16 protein-coding genes are annotated in these 23407 nt (G+C 40.3%); 6 read left to right on the forward strand and 10 right to left on the reverse strand.

Going from position 1 to position 23407, the window contains the following annotated elements:
* Positions 1-18: 18 nt before the first annotated feature.
* From brxC to dnaK, 4 genes are all read right to left on the reverse strand, one after another.
* A complete protein-coding gene (brxC, locus tag VCM39_RS15315) occupies positions 19-3627 on the reverse strand; it encodes a BREX system P-loop protein BrxC (protein WP_322932915.1) in 3609 nt (1202 codons plus the stop codon).
* 3 nt (positions 3628-3630) lie between these two features.
* Positions 3631-4242, reverse strand: a complete 612-nt coding sequence (locus VCM39_RS15320) for a BREX protein BrxB domain-containing protein (protein WP_234130352.1) — start codon at positions 4240-4242, stop codon at positions 3631-3633.
* On the reverse strand, positions 4239-4868 hold the full coding sequence (locus VCM39_RS15325) for a BrxA family protein (protein WP_322932914.1): 630 nt from the start codon (positions 4866-4868) through the stop codon (positions 4239-4241). The genes VCM39_RS15320 and VCM39_RS15325 overlap by 4 nt, the downstream gene beginning before the upstream one ends.
* 317 nt (positions 4869-5185) lie before the next feature.
* Positions 5186-7105, reverse strand: a complete 1920-nt coding sequence (gene dnaK / locus VCM39_RS15330) for a molecular chaperone DnaK (RefSeq protein ID WP_195349103.1) — start codon at positions 7103-7105, stop codon at positions 5186-5188.
* A 323-nt stretch (positions 7106-7428) separates the two neighbouring features.
* Between dnaK and VCM39_RS15335 the strand changes: the two genes are divergently transcribed.
* Entirely contained in the window at positions 7429-8553 is a 1125-nt protein-coding gene (locus VCM39_RS15335) for an ABC transporter substrate-binding protein (protein ID WP_289290792.1), read from the forward strand.
* Positions 8553-9548 carry an iron ABC transporter permease gene (locus VCM39_RS15340; protein WP_322932913.1) on the forward strand — a complete coding sequence of 332 codons (996 nt, stop codon included), beginning with the start codon at positions 8553-8555 and terminating at the stop codon, positions 9546-9548. The genes VCM39_RS15335 and VCM39_RS15340 overlap by 1 nt, the downstream gene beginning before the upstream one ends.
* A 303-nt stretch (positions 9549-9851) precedes the next feature.
* Here the strand turns inward: VCM39_RS15340 and VCM39_RS15345 are convergent, their stop codons facing one another.
* Complete coding sequence (locus VCM39_RS15345; protein ID WP_221648562.1) at positions 9852-10643, reverse strand: META domain-containing protein; 792 nt, start codon at positions 10641-10643, stop codon at positions 9852-9854.
* 124 nt (positions 10644-10767) lie between these two features.
* Between VCM39_RS15345 and VCM39_RS15350 the strand changes: the two genes are divergently transcribed.
* From VCM39_RS15350 to recA, 4 genes are all read left to right on the forward strand, one after another.
* Positions 10768-12051, forward strand: a complete 1284-nt coding sequence (locus tag VCM39_RS15350) for a hypothetical protein (RefSeq protein ID WP_221648563.1) — start codon at positions 10768-10770, stop codon at positions 12049-12051.
* Between the two features lie 96 nt (positions 12052-12147).
* Positions 12148-13341 (forward strand): saccharopine dehydrogenase family protein, encoded by a 1194-nt coding sequence (locus VCM39_RS15355; RefSeq protein WP_251236280.1) that lies wholly within the window; start codon positions 12148-12150, stop codon positions 13339-13341.
* A gap of 6 nt (positions 13342-13347) precedes the next feature.
* Complete coding sequence (bcp, locus tag VCM39_RS15360) at positions 13348-13812, forward strand: thioredoxin-dependent thiol peroxidase (protein ID WP_221648566.1); 465 nt, start codon at positions 13348-13350, stop codon at positions 13810-13812.
* 50 nt (positions 13813-13862) lie between these two features.
* Positions 13863-14900, forward strand: a complete 1038-nt coding sequence (recA, locus tag VCM39_RS15365; protein ID WP_002561983.1) for a recombinase RecA — start codon at positions 13863-13865, stop codon at positions 14898-14900.
* Positions 14901-15001: 101 nt separating this feature from the next.
* Here the strand turns inward: recA and VCM39_RS15370 are convergent, their stop codons facing one another.
* The 5 genes from VCM39_RS15370 to VCM39_RS15390 form a co-directional block, all read right to left on the reverse strand.
* Positions 15002-15994: a YeiH family protein gene (locus VCM39_RS15370; RefSeq protein ID WP_289290798.1), complete on the reverse strand. Its 993-nt coding sequence runs from the start codon at positions 15992-15994 to the stop codon at positions 15002-15004.
* A 195-nt stretch (positions 15995-16189) separates the two neighbouring features.
* Positions 16190-17350, reverse strand: a complete 1161-nt coding sequence (locus VCM39_RS15375) for an alpha/beta hydrolase family protein (protein WP_289290800.1) — start codon at positions 17348-17350, stop codon at positions 16190-16192.
* Between the two features lie 63 nt (positions 17351-17413).
* On the reverse strand, positions 17414-20293 hold the full coding sequence (locus VCM39_RS15380; protein WP_407934702.1) for a glycosyl hydrolase: 2880 nt from the start codon (positions 20291-20293) through the stop codon (positions 17414-17416).
* A gap of 11 nt (positions 20294-20304) precedes the next feature.
* Positions 20305-21636 carry a DUF5013 domain-containing protein gene (locus VCM39_RS15385; RefSeq protein WP_322932911.1) on the reverse strand — a complete coding sequence of 444 codons (1332 nt, stop codon included), beginning with the start codon at positions 21634-21636 and terminating at the stop codon, positions 20305-20307.
* A 29-nt stretch (positions 21637-21665) separates the two neighbouring features.
* Positions 21666-23405, reverse strand: coding sequence for a RagB/SusD family nutrient uptake outer membrane protein (locus VCM39_RS15390; protein ID WP_322932910.1), 1740 nt, complete (start codon positions 23403-23405; stop codon positions 21666-21668).
* Between the last annotated feature and the right edge of the window lie 2 nt (positions 23406-23407).

Genomic DNA, 23407 nt, shown 5'->3' on the forward strand with positions numbered 1-23407 from the left:
TCTTATTCCTTCATTCTATTATTTGATAATCATTACCGTCTCACCTTTGTCAATATGTGCCATTAGTTGCTTCTTGAGTTGTGCCAAATACTTATCCACATCAGCCTCTGAACCAATAGGTAAAGTGGTACGAGTACTCAAAGCTACCTGTGTAGGATACTTCTTAGCAGGAGTTTCTTCCTTTTTGTTTTTGTCATCACCAACCGTAGGTTTAGGCTTCGGTTTTGCAGCCAATATCTTCGCTGTTTGCTCAGCAAAGAATGCATTGGTATCGAGGTTGGTCTGCAACACAGGAATGCTATCCGGCTGTGTTTTGAGTTTTACTATAACCTCTTGATCTGAAAGAACAGAAGTCGATACCTCGTTTTCCTTGCAGCCTTGCTCCAACTGAGCATACGTTTTGGCATATTCTTCAGAAATTTGTTTGCGAAGTTCTGTTCGTTTAGCATCGATGGCCCCGGCAAGAGTGTTGCGAAGCTTCATATAAGTACGTATGCCGATGGGCCATGTTGCATTCTCTATTCCTAATAACTGTGTAACTGTTTCGTGAAGCTCAATAGGTACGAAGCTAAAATTATCCCGATTATCGCGTACAAAGCGGAGCACATTCCTATAATTGCCCATCTGATCTTGAACAAACTGCACGACTTCTTTACAAGTATCGAAGAGGGTTCGTGCCTGCTGCTGTTCGTCAATCACACGACGGAAATACTTCAACGGATCGCGCTCAGCAAGCCAACCTTCGAGCAAAGTCACCATTTCGTCGAGCGGCGCACTGAAAGAGTATGCGGCAATATCCTTGTAGAGCTGCTTGTAGCGTGCTACTACATTCTCCACACTTCGTACATTCTCTTTCTCTCGACTGAGACGGAATAGCTGGGTACTATCGGTAGTGGAGAAAGATTCGCTCACACCAAAGATATTCTTCCAAGCGGCAATGAAACCATTAATCACCTCGGACGAAATGGTTACAGCCGGACGAATGGTAAACTTGTTGGTTTCGCTCAGCAAACGGTTTGCTACAATATTCACCTCCACATTAGGATTGTTGCCATAACTATAGTCACGCTTATGCCGGCGTACGAGTTCGTTCACCACATAAAGGGTACAGATGCCATCCCAACCGAATGGAGCCTTAGAGAACTTGGCTACCACATCGCCCACATTCAATTCCTCGTATTGCTTGTTGAGATAAATTTCCACCTCATGTTCTGCTTCGGTAAGCGAGTCATTTAATCCCTCGTAATCACCCGGATTCACGGGACAAAGGATAGCTGCCTTGAGTTTATCACTGTTTCGGGGTATTTGCGGTAAATCGACCAGCCCAGCTTTAGTATAGATGCCGGCGAGGTGTTTCTCTATAGCAGCCAAGTAGCGGTCATTCCCTTTTTTATTACCTAACTCTACATCATCAATCACAGAGAGACCACTTACTAGAGGACAGGTGTCGAGAATCTTTTGGAACTCTCTCTCAATGATGCCAGTCATCACTTCGTTAGCACGTTTTTTAAATTCTTCGCGCACAGCAGCATTCTCGTCGCTGGTAGCAGGATTGGCGATCATATAACTCTGCACCTTACAATACCAATAAAAGTTGTTGCGCAAACGAACATTGGCACGGAACTGTGGCCCCACATAGTACACCAACCGATTGATCTGGTTTTGTAGAGCAAGTTGTTCGGGTGTATCATAGTCGTCATCCATCATAAATTCCAGCACCACATCAGGATTATTACTGAGGTAGTTGCGCTGATTGATGGTCATTCCCACGGCAAACGAACGAGTTTTATATTGTTCCTTGTTCTTCAATCCTTTCAAGTAGCGATTGAAGATTTCTTTCAGTTCACCGGCTTGTAGGTTGTTATCAGCAGTCTGACTTTTAATCAGCTCGGCTACTTTCATTTCCTCTTCGCTATAGAACGAGAAGAAGTCGGGCGCACCCTGACGGCCTTGTTCACGACGGATGATGTTATTGTCGCAAAGGAAATCGACCACCTTTTCTACCTCATTCTTCAGATTGAGACGAGGCGTGGTCATATCATTAATCAGCAACGTGGTGATATTATCGAGCGTTGCCGGGAAAACTAGTTGGTCTGTTTGCGAAATATTACAAACCATAAAGAGGACATTGGCTACACGTATAGCCAATTTCGGGTCAATATAGGTACGGGCAATGCGGATAGCATTATCCACAGCCTTCTGTCCACGAGCCTGCAAACCCTCCTCGAACATATTGTTGTAAAGTTCATCAAACGAAACGAACTTACCTACTTCGGCCTGAGCATTGTTGGGAGCCTTAGCCGTAGCGTGAATCACCTTGATGATGCTTCGTTCGTTACCTTTCACCTCCTTAGCCACATACCCCAAAGCAAGGAAAGAGTCGAACACCTGCATGATGAGCTTAAACTGATAAGGAACAAAGGGGTAGAAGTCGATAAAGTCAGTCTCCGTATCGTAACTCTTATACGCATTTGGTAACTTAAACTGGAGACTGAAGGCTCCTTGTTGCTGCTCGTACATGGCAGCTAAATCGTTTTTCACCTCTGGCTTCTTTTCCAAGATACGCTTCTGTGTAATCACTTCGGGCTGCGTGCCTTTGAGTGATACTTTCACTTCAAAACGACCTTTAATCTTTCCTTCCTTGTCCTTTTCTTCACCAATATTACAGTCGTCCATAATCTCGCTGAGATCCTGTTGGGCTGTACAAGCCACCCATACCTGATTGTTGCAAGCTTCAGAAAGTTTAGTGATAATTTCTTGCAGATTCAGATAACGGTCGCGTTCCTTATTGATAAACTGGCTCACCTCATCGGCAAGCAATATCAAGCGATAATCTTCGCCTTTGTCCTTGATATAGTCTGCCAGTTCCATGCCAAAGCGGTCGATACTGATGGCATAGTCGCGCTTGTCGATATGATTGTACAGGGAGTTGCGGTCAAACTGCGGATTGAGCTCACAAGCGGCATCTACAACCATCTCCAAAGCTTGATCCACCAAATCGGCTGCCTCGCTGGGATTATTCCAATCGCCACCCATCTCGGCAATTACCTCCTTAAATTGCTCCAACAACCCACGCTCCATCAACGGTTTTTCCAAAAGCTGTGCTAAGGTGAGATTAAACTTGTTCAGTCCACGTTTGTCGTTAAACTCATCCCAAAACACCTGCAAGAAAGCCTTCTTTTTGTCGGTAGCCGCATTGTAGGAAGTTTCGAGGTTGAAGATGCAGGTATCGATGGTGGCAGTCTTGAGCCACGAAGCAATATCTTGAATCTGTGAAAACTCAAACTGAAGGTTATGCTTACCATCGAAAGGATCGATTTCTTTCACAGCATCAAGAAAACGCTCTAAGGCTAAATCGCGAGTTTCGGGAGTAATGCAGTAGTCGAGGTACTTTAAAAAGTGAGATTTACCCGAACCGTAGTAGCCATCAATCCAAATACCAACATGATCATAAGGTTTGTTGTTCTTGATAGCATTCAGAATGCGATAAAGTCCATTGAGGATTTCATCGGTAAAAACGTATTCCTTAATTTCAATATCAATGGTATCTTTATCGAACTTGGTAGCAGAAACTGCCGGATTGACCGGACGATTAATAGGTTTGATATACAAGTCTTGTAGTTGCATCGTTTATTCGTTTATTAAAAGGGTTGCGCGATAAGTATGATGATCATTTAAGGTATCAAAGAGTTTGAATGAATTTTGTTCCCGATGTCCGGGATAAAAAAGAATGATTTTATAGCGTCCGGTCTCATTGTAATCCTCGTACTTTGCCAAAAGTTCATTGGCACGAAGATAAGGATACATGGTACCGATGCCATACATAAACACGTATGGACGACGATATTCATCATCAATCGTGATATGCGCCACGATCCGCTCATGTAGATATTTCACGAACTTCTCACTATGGGCATGACGCTCCAATGTGCTGAAAATCTTATCGCTCGTATCGGGATACTCTTGTTCTTTCTCGAGCAAATATTGTAGCATGGAGTCGAACTTGAGAAATTTTTGTCCATTGAGGTAGTTACAGAACTCTTCAAACAAGTCGAGCGTGAGCACATCCACATAGTTCGTAGGACGGATAAGGTTTTGTTTGAACTCCTGTATCTGCTTACGGATATCATATTCTTTCTCTGCCGGATATTGGTAGATGAAGAAATTATAAAATAAGTCTCCGTTCTCAGTATCCTGAAATCCGGGACTATTAAGTTTATCATCCAGTTCTTTTATAGTCATACCAAACTGTTTTTAATCTTTTCAATTTGATAAGGCTGTAACAAACAAGCCTCTAGAAACCAAGGTTCGCCAATCTGCAAATAGTATGGATAGTTGGTACAATCAAACACTTGCAATTGGTTAGTTCTATCGAGCATTCCTATCTTTCGCAAAATAGATAAATAGGCACTAATCACTTTGTCCTTCGTAGCTTCACTCCACGAGTCAACAAATGCATCACGAGCAGATATTTCATTAAACTCCATGAGGATATCTTCTCTCTTCACAGACTTAGCGACGCTATTCCAACGACGTATCGTCACGTTCACATGAAAGTCAAAAAGTATTTTGTACGTCTTCAACATCACAAAAAAGAGAGCAATAGGCTGCTCTGCGGCAGTCATCGCTAAAAAGTCCTGCCAGAAAGCAGGTGACATCGTATCATAACGACGACAAATCTCTAGGATTGCCTTCTTTCTTGATGTTTCAGCATTAATCATCAGTACGCGGTTGTTCAATTGTTCATCTTTGAGAAGTTCTTCTCGATCTTCACTTTGCAAGAGAGGAAGCAGAGCAAGCGTCTCATTAAGTAAAAAACCTCCACCCGTAATTGCAGCCGTATAAGGGCTATTTATCTTCATTGCCATATTGTTCTTTTATTCTTTCGATTTATTTATCAGTTCTCGCACATCAATCTCCAAAACTACTTTAATGCGATTCAAATCTGCCATAATTGCATACATAACGCAAATGTAATGAAGTTACTCGGTTGAACCATAAATTTTGCCACCTTTCTTAACACAATAAGTGTATTTCCCACTTCACTAAACCATTGATTCCAAATAGCGGTTGGGAAGGATGCCAAAAACATTACCTCAATCTCTCCGACTCCTAAACGCAAAAAGCGTGCAACTCATTGAGCAGCACGCTTTCGCTTATTGTTTATTATGTATCCTTATCGGAATCATTTGACCTCCTCGAAGTCTGCATCCTGAATATGTTCATCCTGTCCACCATTAGACTGTCCACCAGCTTGTTGTCCACCGTTCATATCGGGACCAGCCTGAGCACCACCTTGTGCACCGCTTTGTGCATACATCTCAGCACTTGCAGCCTGGAATGCAGTATTCAGTTCAGCCATAGCACTGTCAATAGTGGCCAGATCCTGCGCTTTGTGAGCATCTTTCAGTTTCTGCAAAGCAGCTTCAATCGGAGCTTTCTTGTCAGCAGGCAACTTATCACCCAGTTCTTTCAATTGATTTTCAGTAGAGAAAATCATACTGTCAGCCTGATTCAGTTTATCAATCTTCTCACGTTCTTTCTTATCTGCCTCAGCATTAGCTTCTGCTTCTGCCTTCATCTTATCAATTTCTTCTTTACTCAAACCGCTGGAAGCTTCAATACGGATAGCTTGTTCCTTGCCGGTAGCTTTATCTTTAGCAGATACCTTTAAGATACCGTTAGCATCGATATCGAATGTTACTTCAATCTGGGGTACACCACGACGAGCCGGAGCGATACCTGTCAGATTGAACTGGCCGATTGATTTATTCTGTGCAGCCATCGGACGTTCACCTTGCAACACATGAATAGTTACTTCTGTCTGATTATCAGCAGCAGTAGAGAATGTTTCACTCTTACGTGCAGGAATAGTTGTGTTAGCATCGATCAACTTAGTCATCACACCACCCAGTGTTTCGATACCCATTGACAACGGAGTAACATCCAACAATACCACACCTTTGATCTCGTCTGTTAACACAGCCCCCTGTACAGCAGCACCTACAGCTACTACTTCATCGGGGTTAACACCTTTAGAAGGAGTTTTACCAAAGAAATCTTCAACCAGTTTCTGTACAGCAGGGATACGTGAAGAACCACCTACAAGGATTACTTCATCAATATCAGAGTTACCCAAACCTGCATCCTGCATTGCTTTTTTACATGGTTCAAGACAAGCCTGAATCAAGTTATGAGCCAGAGATTCAAATTTAGCACGAGTCAATGTCTTAACCAAGTGCTTAGGTACACCACCTACCGGCATGATATACGGTAAGTTGATTTCTGTACTTGTAGAAGAAGATAATTCAATCTTAGCTTTTTCAGCAGCTTCTTTCAAACGTTGCAAAGCCATCGGGTCCTGGGTAAGATCAGCACCTTCATCATTCTTGAATTCTTCAACTAACCAATTGATAATTACCTGGTCAAAGTCATCACCACCAAGATGAGTATCACCATTAGTAGAAAGTACCTCAAATACACCACCACCGAACTCAAGGATAGAGATATCAAATGTACCACCACCAAGGTCGAATACGGCAATCTTCATATCTTTGTGTGCCTTATCAAGACCGTAAGCAAGTGCAGCAGCAGTCGGTTCATTTACGATACGTTTTACTTCCAGTCCGGCAATCTGCCCAGCCTCTTTAGTGGCCTGACGTTGTGAATCAGAGAAGTATGCAGGTACAGTGATAACAGCTTCTGTTACTTCTTGTCCAAGATAGTCTTCAGCAGTTTTCTTCATTTTCTGCAAAATCATTGCAGAAATTTCCTGCGGAGTGTAAAGACGACCATCAATATCAACACGTGGAGTGTTATTATCACCTTTTACTACTTTATATGGAACGCGGGTTACTTCTTTTTGCACCTGATCCCAATTTTCACCCATGAAGCGTTTAATAGAGAAAATTGTCCTTGTCGGATTTGTGATAGCCTGACGTTTTGCAGGATCACCCACTTTACGTTCGCCACCATCAACAAATGCAACAATAGAAGGAGTTGTACGTTTACCTTCGCTGTTTGCAATTACTACCGGTTCGTTTCCTTCGAATACAGAAACACATGAATTTGTTGTTCCTAAGTCAATACCAATAATTTTTCCCATGATCTTTATACTTTTATATTATTTATTATTCTAATTTCCTTTTGTCCGATTGTCATTCAGCGCCTTTCTTCAAGGATATCTTTCAAGCGGACGACAACTAAAAAACAAACCGTGTGCCAAAAGGAAATTACATTAGTTAGTGACATATTTTCTGCCAAAACGACAGTTTTTAACGATAGAAACTGCCGCAGCAGGCACAAGGCTGCAAGCATGATTGCTTCATACAACAAATGTAACCGGCTCTGGTTCGATGGAAAAAATAAATTCTTATCTTTGTAGTTGGAAGTTAGAAGATAGTAGTTTCTAATTTATACAAACCTGATATGACAAACCGCATTTTATACATCTGCCTTTTTGTTTTGCTGACAGCCTGTGGTGGAAAAACAAAAAAGGAAACAGTATTACAAGATAGTACTCCCGTTTCTCTGTCACAAGCCCAAGGTTTCGGTATAGCACATACCGATAATTATACCATTGTCACTGTATATAATCCCTGGAAACCAGGAGAAATATATGATAAATATTATCTCGTTAAAGATGAGACAATTGCAGTGCCCCAAGACGGACATAAAATTACTATTCCGTTAAAAAGCCTGATGACAAACTCAGCCACCCATCTCGGCTTCCTAGAGTTGTTGGGAGAACTTGACAAAGTGACGGGAGTATGTAATTCTGACTATATTTATAACCCCACTATTCTAAAGGGAGTAGAAAAAGGACAAATTAAGGATTTGGGAGACGCTTTCAATCTTGATATAGAGAATCTGCTCCTACTCCATCCACAAGCTGTCATGACTACCGCTTATAATACCGAAGATGAGAATAGCAAACGAATGCGACAGACAGGCCTTAACCTTATATATAATATAGAGTGGCAAGAGCCGACTTTGCTGGGACGCGCCGAATGGATTAAATTTATCGGAGCTTTCTTTGATAAAGAAGCACTGGCTGACAGTATATATACGGGAATAGAACAACGCTATAACGATTCAAAAATGAAAGCACTGGTACTCTCATATGCTCCATCTATTTTCTCCGGACAGGATTATCGCGGTACCTGGTCATTACCTGGTGGTAAAAGCTATACAGCCCAATTGTTTCGTGATGCCGGAGCCTCGTACAAATACTCACAGGATTCAACCAGCACCAGTATTCCCAGTAATATAGAAGAGGTATTGGTGAATTTTAACCAAGCGGATATATGGATAGGTGCACAGGCTTCTTCACTCGAAGAGTTGGGAAAAACAGATAACAAATACAAACTTTTCAAAGCCTACAAAGAAGGTAATGTGTACAATACAAACAAACGAACAAATGCTACCGGAGGAAATGACTACTGGGAAAGCGGAGTCGCACGTCCTGACTTGCTACTGAATGACATGATTAAAATCTGCCATCCCAACCTTTTCTCTGAATATGAACTGACCTATTACGAACGACTGAAATAATGAAAAGTTATCCTCTGTTTTTTTTGTTAAGCGGACTGCTGATTTGTGCTTTTCTGGCTGATATCGCTATTGGCAGTGTCAACCTGTCATTATCTGATGTGTGGGTAACCTTAACAGGAAACAGTGACAATCTTATTTATCATGAGATCATATTAAATCACCGGTTACCTAAAGCTATTACTGCCATACTGGCGGGAGGAGCTCTCTCTGTAGCCGGCGTACTGATGCAAACCCTGTTTCATAATCCATTGGCAGGCCCTGACGTATTGGGGGTTACCTCCGGTGCCAGCTTGGGAGTTGCCTTACTCACATTAAGTACTTCCACCCTTCCCCTTTGGCTCATTACCGGATGGGGGCAGGTAATGGCTGCTATTATTGGAGCAGTATGTGTACTATTGTTGGTTATAATCGTATCCATTCGCATACCACAGACCGTTTCTTTGTTAATAATAGGTATGATGTTCGGTTATTTTGCCGGAGCAATAGTGAGTATTCTGCAAAGCATGAGTAATCCGGATACACTGAAACTATTTATTACCTGGACATTCGGTAGCCTTTCTTCTGTAGGTTGGGGACAAATGGCAGTAATGGCTCCTGTCATTATCTGTGGAATATTTCTAGCGCTACTTTTACAGAAACAGCTGAATGTATTACTACTGGGCAGAAACTACGCCAGTGGACTGGGTATTTCTGTCACTCAACTGCGTTTATGGATTATTCTGGCTACAGCACTGTTGGCAGGTACCTCAACGGCTTTCACCGGACCGATTGCTTTTATTGGGATCACAATGCCTCATATTGCCCGTGGGCTATTCCAGACTCCCAATCACCGGATTATTCTTCCGGCTTCTATGTTATGTGGAGCCATCATCCTATTGATATGTGACCTCATTTCACAAATGCCTGGTTTTCAAGGCACACTCCCCGTTAATGCCGTGACAGCCCTCTTTGGTGCTCCAGTCATTATCTGGATCATACTAAAAAATAAAGGATGAAGCAATACTTCAGTAAGACCTTCATAGCGTATGATAGGACTCAACCTGTACAAGGTTGGTAAGGAACGATGTACGACATGCACATGTCGTACTGTACCAGATGCACATGTCGTACTGTACGAGATGCACATGTCGCGCTGTACGAGATGCACATGTCGTACATTGCTCCTCACCGAAGAAAAGAGTACTTCTCTAAGGCAAAAGCCATCTACCTTCCTTATATTCAGACATAAACACATAGCCCCGGATGTACAACATTTGTCCATCCGGGGCTACACTATACTTATTTAATATATACTTCTCTTATTTCTTGGTAAGCACCAATACTAAAGTATTATTCGCATCATACAAGCCAATGCCACCACCGGCAAGTTTACCAAACGATTTCACTTCATTCAGGGCACTCATAATTTTACCTTCGGTTTCCATATCAGGACATGCCATCATGGTAGATGCTACAGCAGGGAAAGAGATTGAAAGAGCATTACCCTCCTCCATTTTGAAACCACCATTGATCAGGTTGCATCCGGCATTGCCATGAATTCTCTGTTCTTTCACATCAAAAGCAATGAAAGGTTGTTTTTCCATACCAGCAGGAACCGCTTCTCCATTCACTTCCGTAATGTTCCATTCACCCTTTAAATCAGCCACTTTCACATCGGAAGCTTTCTTTTGAAGTATAACAACAGGACGGTCGGAAGCATTGCAAAGAGCCATTGTTGCTTTCCCCATTTTTTTATATCCCTTGACCTGTCCCAAAGTGCTCAATACATTCTGTTCAAGGGTCATGTCCGGGCAAGCCATACGAGTGCTGCCTAATGCTCCCAAATCAATTGTACCAGCTTTCGCATTCACATCAATTGATCCTATTAAACGATTACATCCGGTGTAACCATATACTTTTCCTGTAGTAGTATCGAAGCCGATAAAAGGGATTTGCTGACCTTGACCCGGCACAACAGCTGTACCGTTTATCTCAATAATGTTCCATTCACCATTCATGGAAGACAAAGAAGTCGCCTCTTTGGAAGAGCGGCAAGATGACATTGCAAGTGCTGCACCTGCAATGAAAATAGAAACTAATACTTTTTTCATTATTCAATAACGTTTAAGTTAAATATGGGCGCAAATATATCAAAAATAACATAAAGTTCATACATTTGTCTGAGTTAATATTAACAGAACAGACAATTCAATGGTTCATGAAATACAAACGAAGATGAAAAGAATTACATTTATCCTCCTCTGCCTTATTCTGAGAATTGTAGCCATTACAGCTCAGAATGATTATCTTGTAACGACGCCTCAGCAAAAAAGTAATAGTATGAGTGAAGAAGAACAATTTATTGAGAGTAACTTTCCGTTGCAACTCTTATGTAAATGGACACCCGGATTAAAATTCATGTTTATTCCTGATGGTAATGAGCTTTTTATTCCAATCTTCAACTCTTACGAAACAGAAAAAGAAGTAGACAGCAATAAACTTAAACACAAAATCTTCGAGTTTCAGGGTACAGAAGAGAAAGAAAAAGAGACCTACGTGGGTACTAATTACTCCACCCGTTTCATCTTTAGCTGCGAAGGAAATAAGTATTATTCCGAATTCAAAAACCTACGCCTTAATGATATTTGTGAACAAAACCCACGTGCCAACATTAGTGGCCTGGTATATTTACCCGATGTAGACAAGGCACGAGAGTTACTTATCGGCAAAGTTGTTTACACCCACATCGCCAGTGCACGGATAGACGACAGTAATAGCTATTCAGGTTATAAGACAGTACAAATTGCCGAAAATGAAAAAGTTACAATCACAAATATAGGAGTAGGCAGTAAAGCCTATCCGGTAAAGATTGTTTTTGAAGACACAAAAGGTAATTCATACTATGTTGAAGTAGCTTTATCCAGAACAAATTCCGGCATGGATAAGTCAGACTTTCAGGCAGATAAGAAAACTAAATATTTTCCAAACGCATTCTCATTCAATAATCAAAATGCATTAACACTTGAAAACTTAAAAAGCAAATACGTCGGCATGTCCGTCTATCCCAAGCAAACGATGAGTACAAAATGCAACATGAAAGTAGAAGGAAGTACCACAGCATTAGAAGTACGCCTGCTACGCTACACTCCGTTACAAATAAAAGATATTTCCATTGAGTCTCCTAAAACAATAGCTATGCTGACTCTGGAAGATGCAAACGGAAGCACTTATGAGACTGAAGTAGATTTGAAATATGATATAATTACCAAAAACGAGAATTACATAGAAGATATTTTTGTGTTTGGAAATATCCGGAAGCAGTACCCTTACATCACAGAAGAAAATTGGAAACTAATTGCTCAAGGAAAAATAAAGGAGGGAATGACCACAGATGAATGTCGTCTGGCACTGGGCAATCCTATCCAAATAGAATATAAACAGGACACGCGTTTTGAAAGCTGGTTGTACGCTCGTAAAATACTTGAATTTGAAAGCGGCACGTTGCTTCGTTATAAATAAATAAGGAAAGAGGGAATGATTTTATAAAAATAATACCGTATATTTGTTCCTTAAACAAGTCTTAAATTCTTAATTTTTAATTCTCATATTAAAGAAATGGGTAGAGTTCTTATTATCGGTGCGGGCGGTGTAGGTACCGTTGTTGCGCACAAAGTGGCACAAAATGCCGATGTATTTACTGACATTATGATTGCCAGCCGCACTAAATCCAAATGCGATGACATCGTAAAAGCCATTGGTAATCCTAATATAAAAACAGCCAAAGTAGATGCTGATAATGTAGACGAGCTGGTAGCTTTATTCAATGACTTCAAACCGGAAATGGTAATCAATGTTGCCCTCCCCTATCAAGACCTTACCATTATGGAAGCTTGTCTGAAAGCTGGAGTGAACTATCTGGATACTGCGAACTATGAGCCCAAAGATGAAGCTCATTTTGAATATAGTTGGCAATGGGCTTACCACGATCGCTTCAAAGAAGCCGGGCTGACAGCTATCTTGGGTTGTGGTTTCGATCCGGGGGTAAGTGGAATCTATACAGCATATGCCGCTAAACACTATTTCGACGAAATTCAGTATCTGGACATCGTAGACTGTAATGCAGGTAATCATCATAAAGCGTTTGCCACTAATTTCAATCCGGAAATTAATATCCGTGAAATCACCCAAAACGGACGTTATTATCAAGATGGTAAATGGGTAACCACCGGTCCGCTTGAAATTCACAAAGATATTACCTATCCTAATATCGGTCCGCGCGATTCATACCTACTCTATCATGAAGAGTTGGAGTCATTGGTAAAACATTTCCCTACGATCAAGCGTGCACGCTTCTGGATGACTTTCGGTCAGGAATATCTGACTCACCTGCGCGTAATTCAAAATATTGGTATGGCCCGTATTGATCCAATCAATTACAATGGCGTAGAAATCATCCCGTTACAATTCCTCAAAGCCGTATTACCTAATCCACAGGAACTGGGCGAAAACTATGAAGGCGAAACTTCTATTGGCTGTCGCATCCGGGGATTGAAAGATGGTAAAGAACGCACATACTACGTATACAACAACTGTAGCCATCAGGAAGCTTACAAGGAAACTGGTATGCAAGGAGTCAGCTACACTACCGGTGTGCCGGCTATGATCGGCGCCATGATGTTCTTCAAAGGAGAATGGAAACGTCCGGGTGTGAATAATGTAGAAGAGTTTAATCCGGATCCGTTCATGGATCAACTGAATAAACAGGGATTACCCTGGCACGAAGTATTTGATGGTGATTTAGAGTTATAAAATAATATGGGATTAAACGTTGGAGATAAGGCTCCCGAAATATTAGGAGCAAACGAAAAAGGAGAGGAAATACGTCTCAGCAATTATAGAGGAAAGAAAATCGTAATCTACTTTTATCCAAAAGATAATACTTCCGGATGTACAGCGCAGGCTTGTAGCTTGCGTGACAATTACTCTGAACTGCGTAAAGCCGGTTACGAAGTGATTGGTGTAAGTGTAGATGATGAGAAATCACATCAGAAGTTCATAGCTAAAAACGAATTACCCTTCACTCTCATAGCCGATACAGACAAGAAATTGGTAGAAGAATTCGGTGTATGGGGAGAAAAAAAACTGTATGGGCGTGCATACATGGGAACATTCCGTACTACTTTCCTTATTAACGAAGAAGGAATTATAGAACGAATCATTGGCCCTAAAGAGGTGAAAACCAAAGAACACGCCGCTCAAATTTTAGTAAACAAAGACTAATCAGTCAGTATACTGACTACTAAATTCTAACTATTAACTACTAAAATAGTATGGCAAAGAAAGACGAACTTAATTTTGAAACAGGAAATAATATGGCATCAAGCGAAAAACTAAAAGCCTTACAGGCTGCCATGGACAAGATAGAAAAGAGCTTCGGCAAAGGTTCTATCATGAAAATGGGTGACGAAGTTGTAGAAGAAATGGAGGTTATCCCTACCGGATCAATCGCATTAAACGCAGCTCTTGGCGTAGGCGGTTATCCACGTGGTAGAATAATCGAAATCTATGGTCCGGAGTCTTCCGGTAAAACAACTCTGGCCATCCATGCCATTGCTGAGGCACAAAAGGCAGGAGGTATTGCAGCATTCATTGATGCTGAACATGCATTCGACCGCTTCTACGCAGAAAAGCTGGGAGTAGATGTAGACAATCTCTTTATCTCTCAACCGGATAACGGAGAACAGGCATTGGAAATAGCCGAGCAGCTGATCCGTTCTTCTGCCATTGATATTATTGTCGTGGACTCTGTGGCTGCGTTAACACCGAAAGCCGAAATTGAAGGCGATATGGGTGATAACAAAGTTGGCTTACAGGCACGTTTGATGTCTCAAGCACTACGTAAATTAACTTCTGCAGTAAGCAAAACCCGCACTACTTGTATTTTTATCAATCAGTTGCGTGAGAAAATCGGTGTAATGTTTGGTAATCCGGAAACGACTACTGGTGGTAATGCATTGAAATTCTATGCCTCTGTACGTTTGGACATCCGTGGTTCTCAACAAATAAAAGATGGCGAAGAAGTTATCGGTAAACAGACTAAAGTGAAAGTAGTGAAGAACAAAGTGGCACCTCCTTTCCGTAAAGCAGAGTTCGATATCATGTTCGGCGAAGGTATTTCCCGTTCCGGTGAAGTGATCGATCTGGGAGCTGATATGGGAATCATTAAGAAAAGTGGTTCATGGTATAGTTACAATGATACTAAACTGGGACAAGGACGTGACGCTGCAAAACAGTGTATCGCCGACAATCCGGAATTGGCAGAAGAACTTGAAGCATTAATATTTGAAAAACTGAAAGAACATAAGTAAAATTAAAGATTGAAAATTAAAGGCTGCGCAATTGGATTAGTAATCCCTGCACAGCCTTTTGTTTTTATCTTTTTTTATCAATCAATAGCTGATCAACCTTCTTAAAACCAATAAATATATGCCAGTGTACTACAGCTAATAACAACCCACAGCAATATACCTTGAATCAATGGCTTTAACCCTACCGACCTTACTACATCCATAGAAAGAGAAGCACCTATGAAAAACATGGTTATAGTCAAAGTTTTACGAGCCAAGCCATTAATAGCAGACCCTAACTCCGGAACACTACCTAAGAGATAAGTATTTACTATCATAGCCAGTACAAAGAAGAAAATAAACCAGGGAATACTTATTTTTTGTCCCTTGCTTTTGAATATAAACGAAGTTGCAAATGCCATCGGAATAATCCAAAGAGCACGAGTCAATTTTATAGTAGTAGCTACCTTCAAAGCCTCTTCACCGTACGCTGCCCCTGCCCCAACAACAGAACTCGTATCATGAATAGCAATGGCAGCCCATGTTCCGAATTCATGCTGGCTCATACCCAAAGCGTGACCAATAACGGGAAAGATAAACAATGCAATTGCATTTAGAATGAAAATGGTAGCTAATGCCACAGACATTTCACTATCATTTGCTTTCACCACCGGTCCAACAGCAGCAATAGCACTCCCCCCACAAATAGCAGTACCGGAACTGATCAAATAAGAGGTATTACGGTCCACCTTCAATACCTTGCGACCAATAAACCACCCGATCACTAAGGTACCAATAACAGAAATAATTGTAAACTCCATACCTTCTTTACCGGAAGCTAAAGCAGAATCAAGATTCATACCAAACCCCAAGCCGACAACGGAATATTGCAATAAATATTTTGAGGTTTTCTTATTAAACTTGGGATGTGCCTGCCCACAGATTAATGCAAATGCTAATCCTAAAAAGAGAGCTAAAGGAGGGGTTACCCATGCAGAAAGAGCATGCATTCCTGGAATGTAGTCTAACAACAAGAAAAAAGTTAAAATTGAGAGTAAAGTTACATAAACAGTTTTGTTATTTGCCTTTAATGTTCTTGTAATTGCTAAAGCCATATCTTTATTATTTAATTATTTTTTTCGGCTGCAAAGATACGCTTAGTTTATGGGTTACGCCAATCGTTTCTATTTATGTGCTATAACTTTTTATTATCACCTCCAAATAGAAATTACTTATAGTATAAATTTTCTACTACTATCTTAAGATTGATTTATACTATAAGTAATTCAACTATCTTTTATAAACATTTGTTATTTCAATAAATGTTTATTTATAAAATTCCATGCACCTTCTTTGTAATAGCGATGCCCTCCATTGCCAATGTAAAGTTCGCAATTATCCGGAACACCGGCAGCCGTATATATTTTCTTCAAATTTACAAAAGCTTTCTGAGCTTCTTTTAGAGGAAACATAGCATCGTCTTTTCCATTCAAAGTACAAAAAAATCGAGGGGCTGTCAGTCCTGCAATATCAGACATTTCACCATACTCCAATATTCCCGGAACATAGTTACAGTCACAATGATACATTGTTCCAATACTCCCTGTAAAAGTACAAAAATAGGAAGATGGAATCGACATCGAAATACGAGTATCGCACGCTCCGGCAAAAAGAGTCGTCGTCCCACCTCCCGAATTACCAGAAACAATAATATTAGACTTATCAACGGGCAGCTCTGCCAATGCCCAATCTATCAACTTAGAAATATCCCACACTCTATCACCTATAGGAGTTCGCCCAACCAATAAGTCTTGCATTAATAGCGTACGACAAGAATATGGTACATCCTTTGCCTTATCTTCCGAAGTACGTGTCTTTCCGAATCCTCTTGAAGTAGGAGCTATGGCAATAAAACCGTTCTGCACTGCTTGTACAGCAACATTTCTTTCGCCAATCTCTCCCTCAATGCGCTCCTGCTCAGAGAGATATATTCCGGCGTAGGTTTCCGTATTTTTCCCATGTCCGTGCGGAGTTATCATTAAAGGCAGGTTTCCTTCTTTATTTTTAGGTAATAAAAGCACAAACGGCAGGGGAACAGTCGGTTCAGTCCATATTTCCCATCTCTCTCTAATAGCATATCCAATATCTTCAGAATTGATTTTCCTGGCTTTAATTTTAAATGAAGCCAACTGCTTTTCTAACTGACTGATCCCTAATCTTTCTTTTAATTTATCTCTAAATTCTGTCTGCCAAACATCGACTTCCTCAGATGTCGTACCTTTAAATGCATACTTCATTTCAGCACTGTTATAGAGGTCTTCATAATAAGCAGATGCGGAAAAACTGTCTTTATAAGCAAGGTCTCGCTCTCTCAAAATATCATCTTTTTGAGTTGTTTTTTGGTAATTTGTACATTGGGTCACAATTAATGTACTTGATAACAATGCAGACCAGTAAATTATTGACTTCATAAGCATATAACATTTTTTATCTTAATGTGAACTATACGAATGATTATAACTTTATACTTGCCACTATTTGATACAAGAAAGCGGCCTTAATATAACTTTACCCGAGATTCCTGATGGTCGGGGTTTCCAGTTTCCTGCATCAAATTTCCCATCCTTTCCAACGTTCATTCGTCCTTTTGAATCGATGTTCGCATTATAAAAAATCTTCCATTCCAATCCTCTTTTATCCATATAAGAAATACGATTTGCCATAAGGTTGGATACTTTAATTTTCAGTTCATCATTTCCTTTCAATACAGAAGCTGGTATCTCTATTGTATACGGAGCATTAAAAAGAGTTCCCAAATATTTATTATTCACGTATATCGCAGCACTCTCATACAGATGCTCTATATGAAGTAACCAAGCATCTGCTTTTCCCGGTAATGCTGGTATACGAGTTGTATATTCAGCAGTCCCAGAAAAAGCTGCGTAGTCTTCTCCATATTCTGTCCATGACTCCAATTCTGTAACATTTCTCGCTTCCGGTAATACAGGCCCACCTTTCACAAAAGAAATCGTCCAATTATTATCTAAAAGAACCTCTTCGCCTATCGGTGTATAATAAGGATACAAATCACCCACATACTTTTGACAGAATGTTTCAACTACCATCGATTCATTGGGTTTTAAACTAAGCCATAGTTCTGTCTTTCCACTCTTCTCACGTGTCCGCGCATAACCGTCTTTTCCAGTCATTGGATTATATAATGCACACGATTTATAATCCGCATTCAAAGTTATCCAATCTGAAAATTCTTTATCTTCAGGATTCAAAATAAAATAATAGAAATTCCCGTCTTCTTTTAGCCGCCTGACACACTGTAATCCCTGTTTACAAATACTTTCGGAAATAATACCCGATTCACTCATCAAATCCGAGATGGTCCCAGAGGTTATAAATTTGCCTTTCCCATATTGAGCAATACACACTTTCCCCTTTTCTACAAATCTAAGTTCATCTTTCAAAGAGAACAATTTGTTTCTGTTGTGTTCTAAATTAATCAACCCCGGAACATCGGAAGGAAGCGTACCATAAAAAGCAACGGTAGCACCAGCTTTTACCAATTCCATCAATCGTTCAAATGTCTTTAAAGGCATATGTTTTATTTTAGGAATCACAATCATCTTATATATATTCCCTCCGGCAGAAACACCTTCTTTCCCGACTTTCACCTCTTGTAATAGTTGGTCAGACACAGCATCCCATGAATATCCGTTTAGCCAGAGATAACGCCCGCATTCATCCATTGTTACCGTTTTAAAAGAATGGAAGTAATGAAATATTTCTTTACCGGGAGTAGACCAAAGATCAGAAATTCCGTAATAAAGCAATAAATCGTTAGATGGCTTTCCTGCCTGCAAAAAGCTTTGTGAACAGGCTACATATTTATTGAGTGCTCCGAAATCATCCCAAAAACTATTGGATGGAGTAAAATGTACCGCTGCATAATACAGCCATCCCGGCCAAGAAGCATTTTGAGGAGAATAAGCTGTACCATGATAAAATATATGATTTACACCCCCCAATAAGAATTTATCATTGGCAATCTTAACATCAGACAATTTAGTTTGAAAATGTTCACTTAACAAAGTTGCTGACTCTGCTGACGTTAGCTTCTTTCCCCTCAGATGAGCAGCCGAAGAAGCACTTTTTATATCCGTAATCGTACTCCCTTCTGTTTCCGGAATATCGCTGGCTGCATACAAATCCAGAGCATTAGCCGGAGAACCGTGTGCCTGATTCCGAATTCCTTTTCCTTGATGTTCAGCCCACAACTGCCATTTTCGGGTAAATCGTTCTAATAATAAATCAGAGATAACCATACGATAATCGTATAAAACCCTACCATTAGTATCATCATCTGCCAAGCCTAAAAGAGCCGGAAGATATTGTTTTAAATCATATCCACAAACCCGTTTAAACTCCTTAAAAAAATCCGGAGTCCAATTTGCACATCCAACTGCATCATCCACTTCATAAGAGTCATTAAAATAACATCTCAAGTAACTCAAATCGTATCCGGAGAATGCATCGTCAAATTTCTTTAGATATTCACTGACTGCATACTCCGAAAAATGATCTATTACATTCCCTTCCCCCCCGGGGCCCGCACGTTCCACCATTTTACCATGATTACCTTGAAATAAAGCACAAACCAACCAGTCTCCCTGAGGAGCAGTCCAGTCTAAAACCCCGTTTCTCACCCTATCCGTAAGATCTATGGTTTCTGTAAATCCGACTTGCCCCACTCGTTTCTTATTCGCCGTGACAGCAACCAAAGGCAAGTTTTTTCTATACCAAACCTGCGCATAACAATTCTCTTGCAAATTCCGGTTAGCAGTGACAGGTTCCTTCACATCGTCAATGTCCACTTTCAAACCACTTTGAGTATAAACCAACGGTTGACGGATATATTCTATTCTCTCAGCCAGTCTCTGCCCCTCTTGCAACCTAAAAGTTTTTGACAACATACTTTTGCAGGCCATATCCTCATTGACCCAAGGCCCACCAAACGGCCATCCGGATGTATTCGCCATATCTACCCCCATGCCAAGGCGTTTAGCCTCAGCAAGGGTGTACACTAATTTATCCATCCATTTTGGAGATAGAAAATCAATAAATTTACTTTCTTCTCCCCTGACGCCATATATAGGAGTTATTTCGACCCCTCCTATTCCTGCTTTCCGATACGATTCCAAGGCAGTTGTAATATCCTTTTCAGTCAAGACATTCCCAAACCACCACCAACGAGTCCATGGTCTCATCTCCTGCGTGATTCCCGGCCATTTTACCACTCCGGTTTCTTGCATTTTTGAACTATCAGAAAGAGAACAAGAAGTCAAAAATATCACAACAGCATATAAGGGAAAATATTTTCTTAATATAATATCCATCTCCATCACTTAGTTAATTATTTAGCTAAAGAAACCGATTTTATTTTGACACGTCCTCCCTCATCATTAGATACAACAAAACCGATTGTCACAGGTCCGCTTGCCAATACTTCAAATTCCATACCCTGTTTTGTTATCTCTATTGTCTCATCCCAATGAAGATAAGCAAGAACATCAGGATTACTTTCAACATCATCAATATCAGGAAGTTCCACTCCCTTAGTTACTACAAAATAACAATTATTTTTTCCAACAAAACTAAACGGAACAAAAGCAGCATAATAAGCCCCTTCCGGTAAATCCGTGGTCTGATAAATTTTAGCATTTTCCAATGCACCCGTCGTTGCTTTATTTGCATAAAAATCCATCACTCCGCCATTATCTCCCTGATAACCGCCTACATATATTTTCTTAGACGAATTATAAGTCGACAATACATTTTCAGTACAGGTCCAATCTTTCAGGCAGTCAACACGTCCGGAAACCAATCCTGCTTTCTGGAAAGGATTTCCACCATTTTTAATGTAGATATCCGTAATATCCTCCCAAATATGAACCACTTTTTCTTTCGTAACCAGATTTCCACGCGTACCCTTCGAAGTCAGTTTTACATTATAAACTCCAACCCCGGGAAACACATGTTTCTGAGGCTCTTTCTCGTTAACCGTTGACGACCCGTCATCAAAATCCCATTCATAATCCAGACAGAAAACAGATTTATTGGAGAAAGAGACCTCAAATGGTTTCTTTTCGTCCATTTCGAAAGTGAAGTCCGGTTGAGGCTCTATAAACCCTGCTGTAATGTCGACAACAATAAGACTCATTTTTTCATTGATCTCTGCGTTCGAATTTAGTATCCTTATGCCTAATACATATCTTTTATCCAGATTATCCAATAAAAAAGGAATATCCACAGTTAAATTCAATTGTCCTAAATCTTCTCCCTTTGCAATATGTATTTCCGTATCCAACCGATATTTATCTGCAGGCAGAATTTCGGGAATAGTACCATCTTCACCCACTAATTCCTCCGAATCGATAAGAGCAGGTATCGTATCATTATCAATACCCAATTCAACACTCACATCATTATTACTCCATACTGATGACCGGTATATACCCAAAGGTATCAAAACCTTATTATTCTCTACATCGATTTTATAACGAAACGGGGCATTTTCTGTTTCTACAATCTGATCAACCTTATAAATAATACTTTCATAAGTACCCGCTATGTATACTTTATCAACCGGATATTCGGATCCTGCATCATAAATATCTTTATATTCACATGCATGCAACAGGATAACCAGCAACAATGACAATGCTCTATATATCATCTTTTTCATATACTTCATATTTTTATTCGTTAAGAAATTTACCATAATGGATTTTGCGGCCAACCAGCAGCCATTACTTGCTCATTCAAAATGACCGATCCCGGTATAGGATAGAAATACATTTTAGGTGAAAAGACTCTCTTTTCCACATTGATTTTTTTATAAGTAAATGTTTCATTTTCATTCTTACGTATCTCAACACCTGTCAAATCAGCATTAAGCACATCCGTCGCAATCATCCATCTCCGAGCGTCCCATAAACGATGATCCTCAAAAGCTAATTCAATCCGTCTCTCATTTCTTATTCTTTTACGCAACACATCCTGATCCGTATCTCCAATCGGAATCATCTTAACATCAGAACGGCCTCTTGTTTTATTCACATAAGTCAGAATATCCGGATGTCCGGGATTACTCTCATTCAAAGCTTCAGCATAGTTCAAGTAAATCTCGGAAATACGAAATATCACCCAAGGATGATTACTAGTACCATTCACCACCAAATTGATATTAGAATCTACAAACTTCCTCAAATAATATCCGGTCATTGTCCCGTTCTTAATTCTTTTATGTGCCCCTCCCTCAAATGTTTCTATAGTCGTATTTTTGAATGAAGAACCATTGGTATATATCGACAAAGCCAAACGGGGATCGCGATTACTATAAGGAGAGAGTGCGTGTTCCGGATTATTCCAATCAAACTTACTGCCATCAATCATTTCATAATCATCCACCAAATTCTGTGAAGGAGTAACTCGCCCTTCTCCATTAGGAAATCCGGCCGGAAAATTCAATTTTTCAAACGTATTGGTATTTCCGCTTATACGTCGCACCAATATCAATTCCGGGCTCTGAGTTACTTTTCCTAAATCCGAATAACGTTCCATCAGCCCATAACCGGCTTCGGCAGATAAATCAATTACCGCTTTAGCTGCTACCGCAGCCTCCGCCCATCTGTCCCTACGGTCTCTCTTCTCTAATGTCACCAGTTCGGGATGTGAATATCCTTGTGTCCATGAATCCGTATTCCACAAATCACTGGCTGCGTATAGCAATAACCGACTTTTTAAAGCCAAAGCAGCCCCTCTCGTTACTCTTCCTAAATTATCATTATTATAAACTATCGGTAAAGCATCTTCATCACCATTTACTCCTTCTCCGCCCAAAACAGAGCATTCATTCACTATAAAGTCAACACATTCTTGTAATGTGTTCCGATGAATATTCTTAAAATCGGCATCCAATGGTAAAGCTGTTTTCATAATCGGAATGCCACCATAACGTTTCACCAGTTCAAAATGATAATATGCTCTCAAGAAACGAGCTTCTTTTTTCCAATTGGCAATATCACTCAACCTCGCTTTATAAGTTTCCTGTGCATTCTCACTCGGATCATACTTATATGCATCCAAATTAACCTCAAACTTTTCCGAAGATTCCAGATAAGTATTTATACGGCGTATATAAGAATAATAATGCGCCCACAAATCATCCGGGTTAACATACTGATTCCAAGAACCAGAATTAAAGACTTGTGCATTCCCCTGTAGCGTATATTCGGCCTCATCGCTCAACGAGGCCATCATCGCATTATCGATCAGATAATGTCCGTCACGCATACCGGCATATAAGTGGGTAACCTGTTTTTGCAAATTACCATACTCTTGAGCAATCGACTCTTCATTCATCGTTGTTGAATATTCCCTGTCCAGTTCAGAACATGCACCGAACAATAACAACATAAAAACAAGATTATATTTTTTTATCGTATTTCTCATTT

Source organism: Bacteroides mucinivorans (assembly GCF_034654355.2).
GTDB lineage: Bacteria > Bacteroidota > Bacteroidia > Bacteroidales > Bacteroidaceae > Bacteroides > Bacteroides nordii.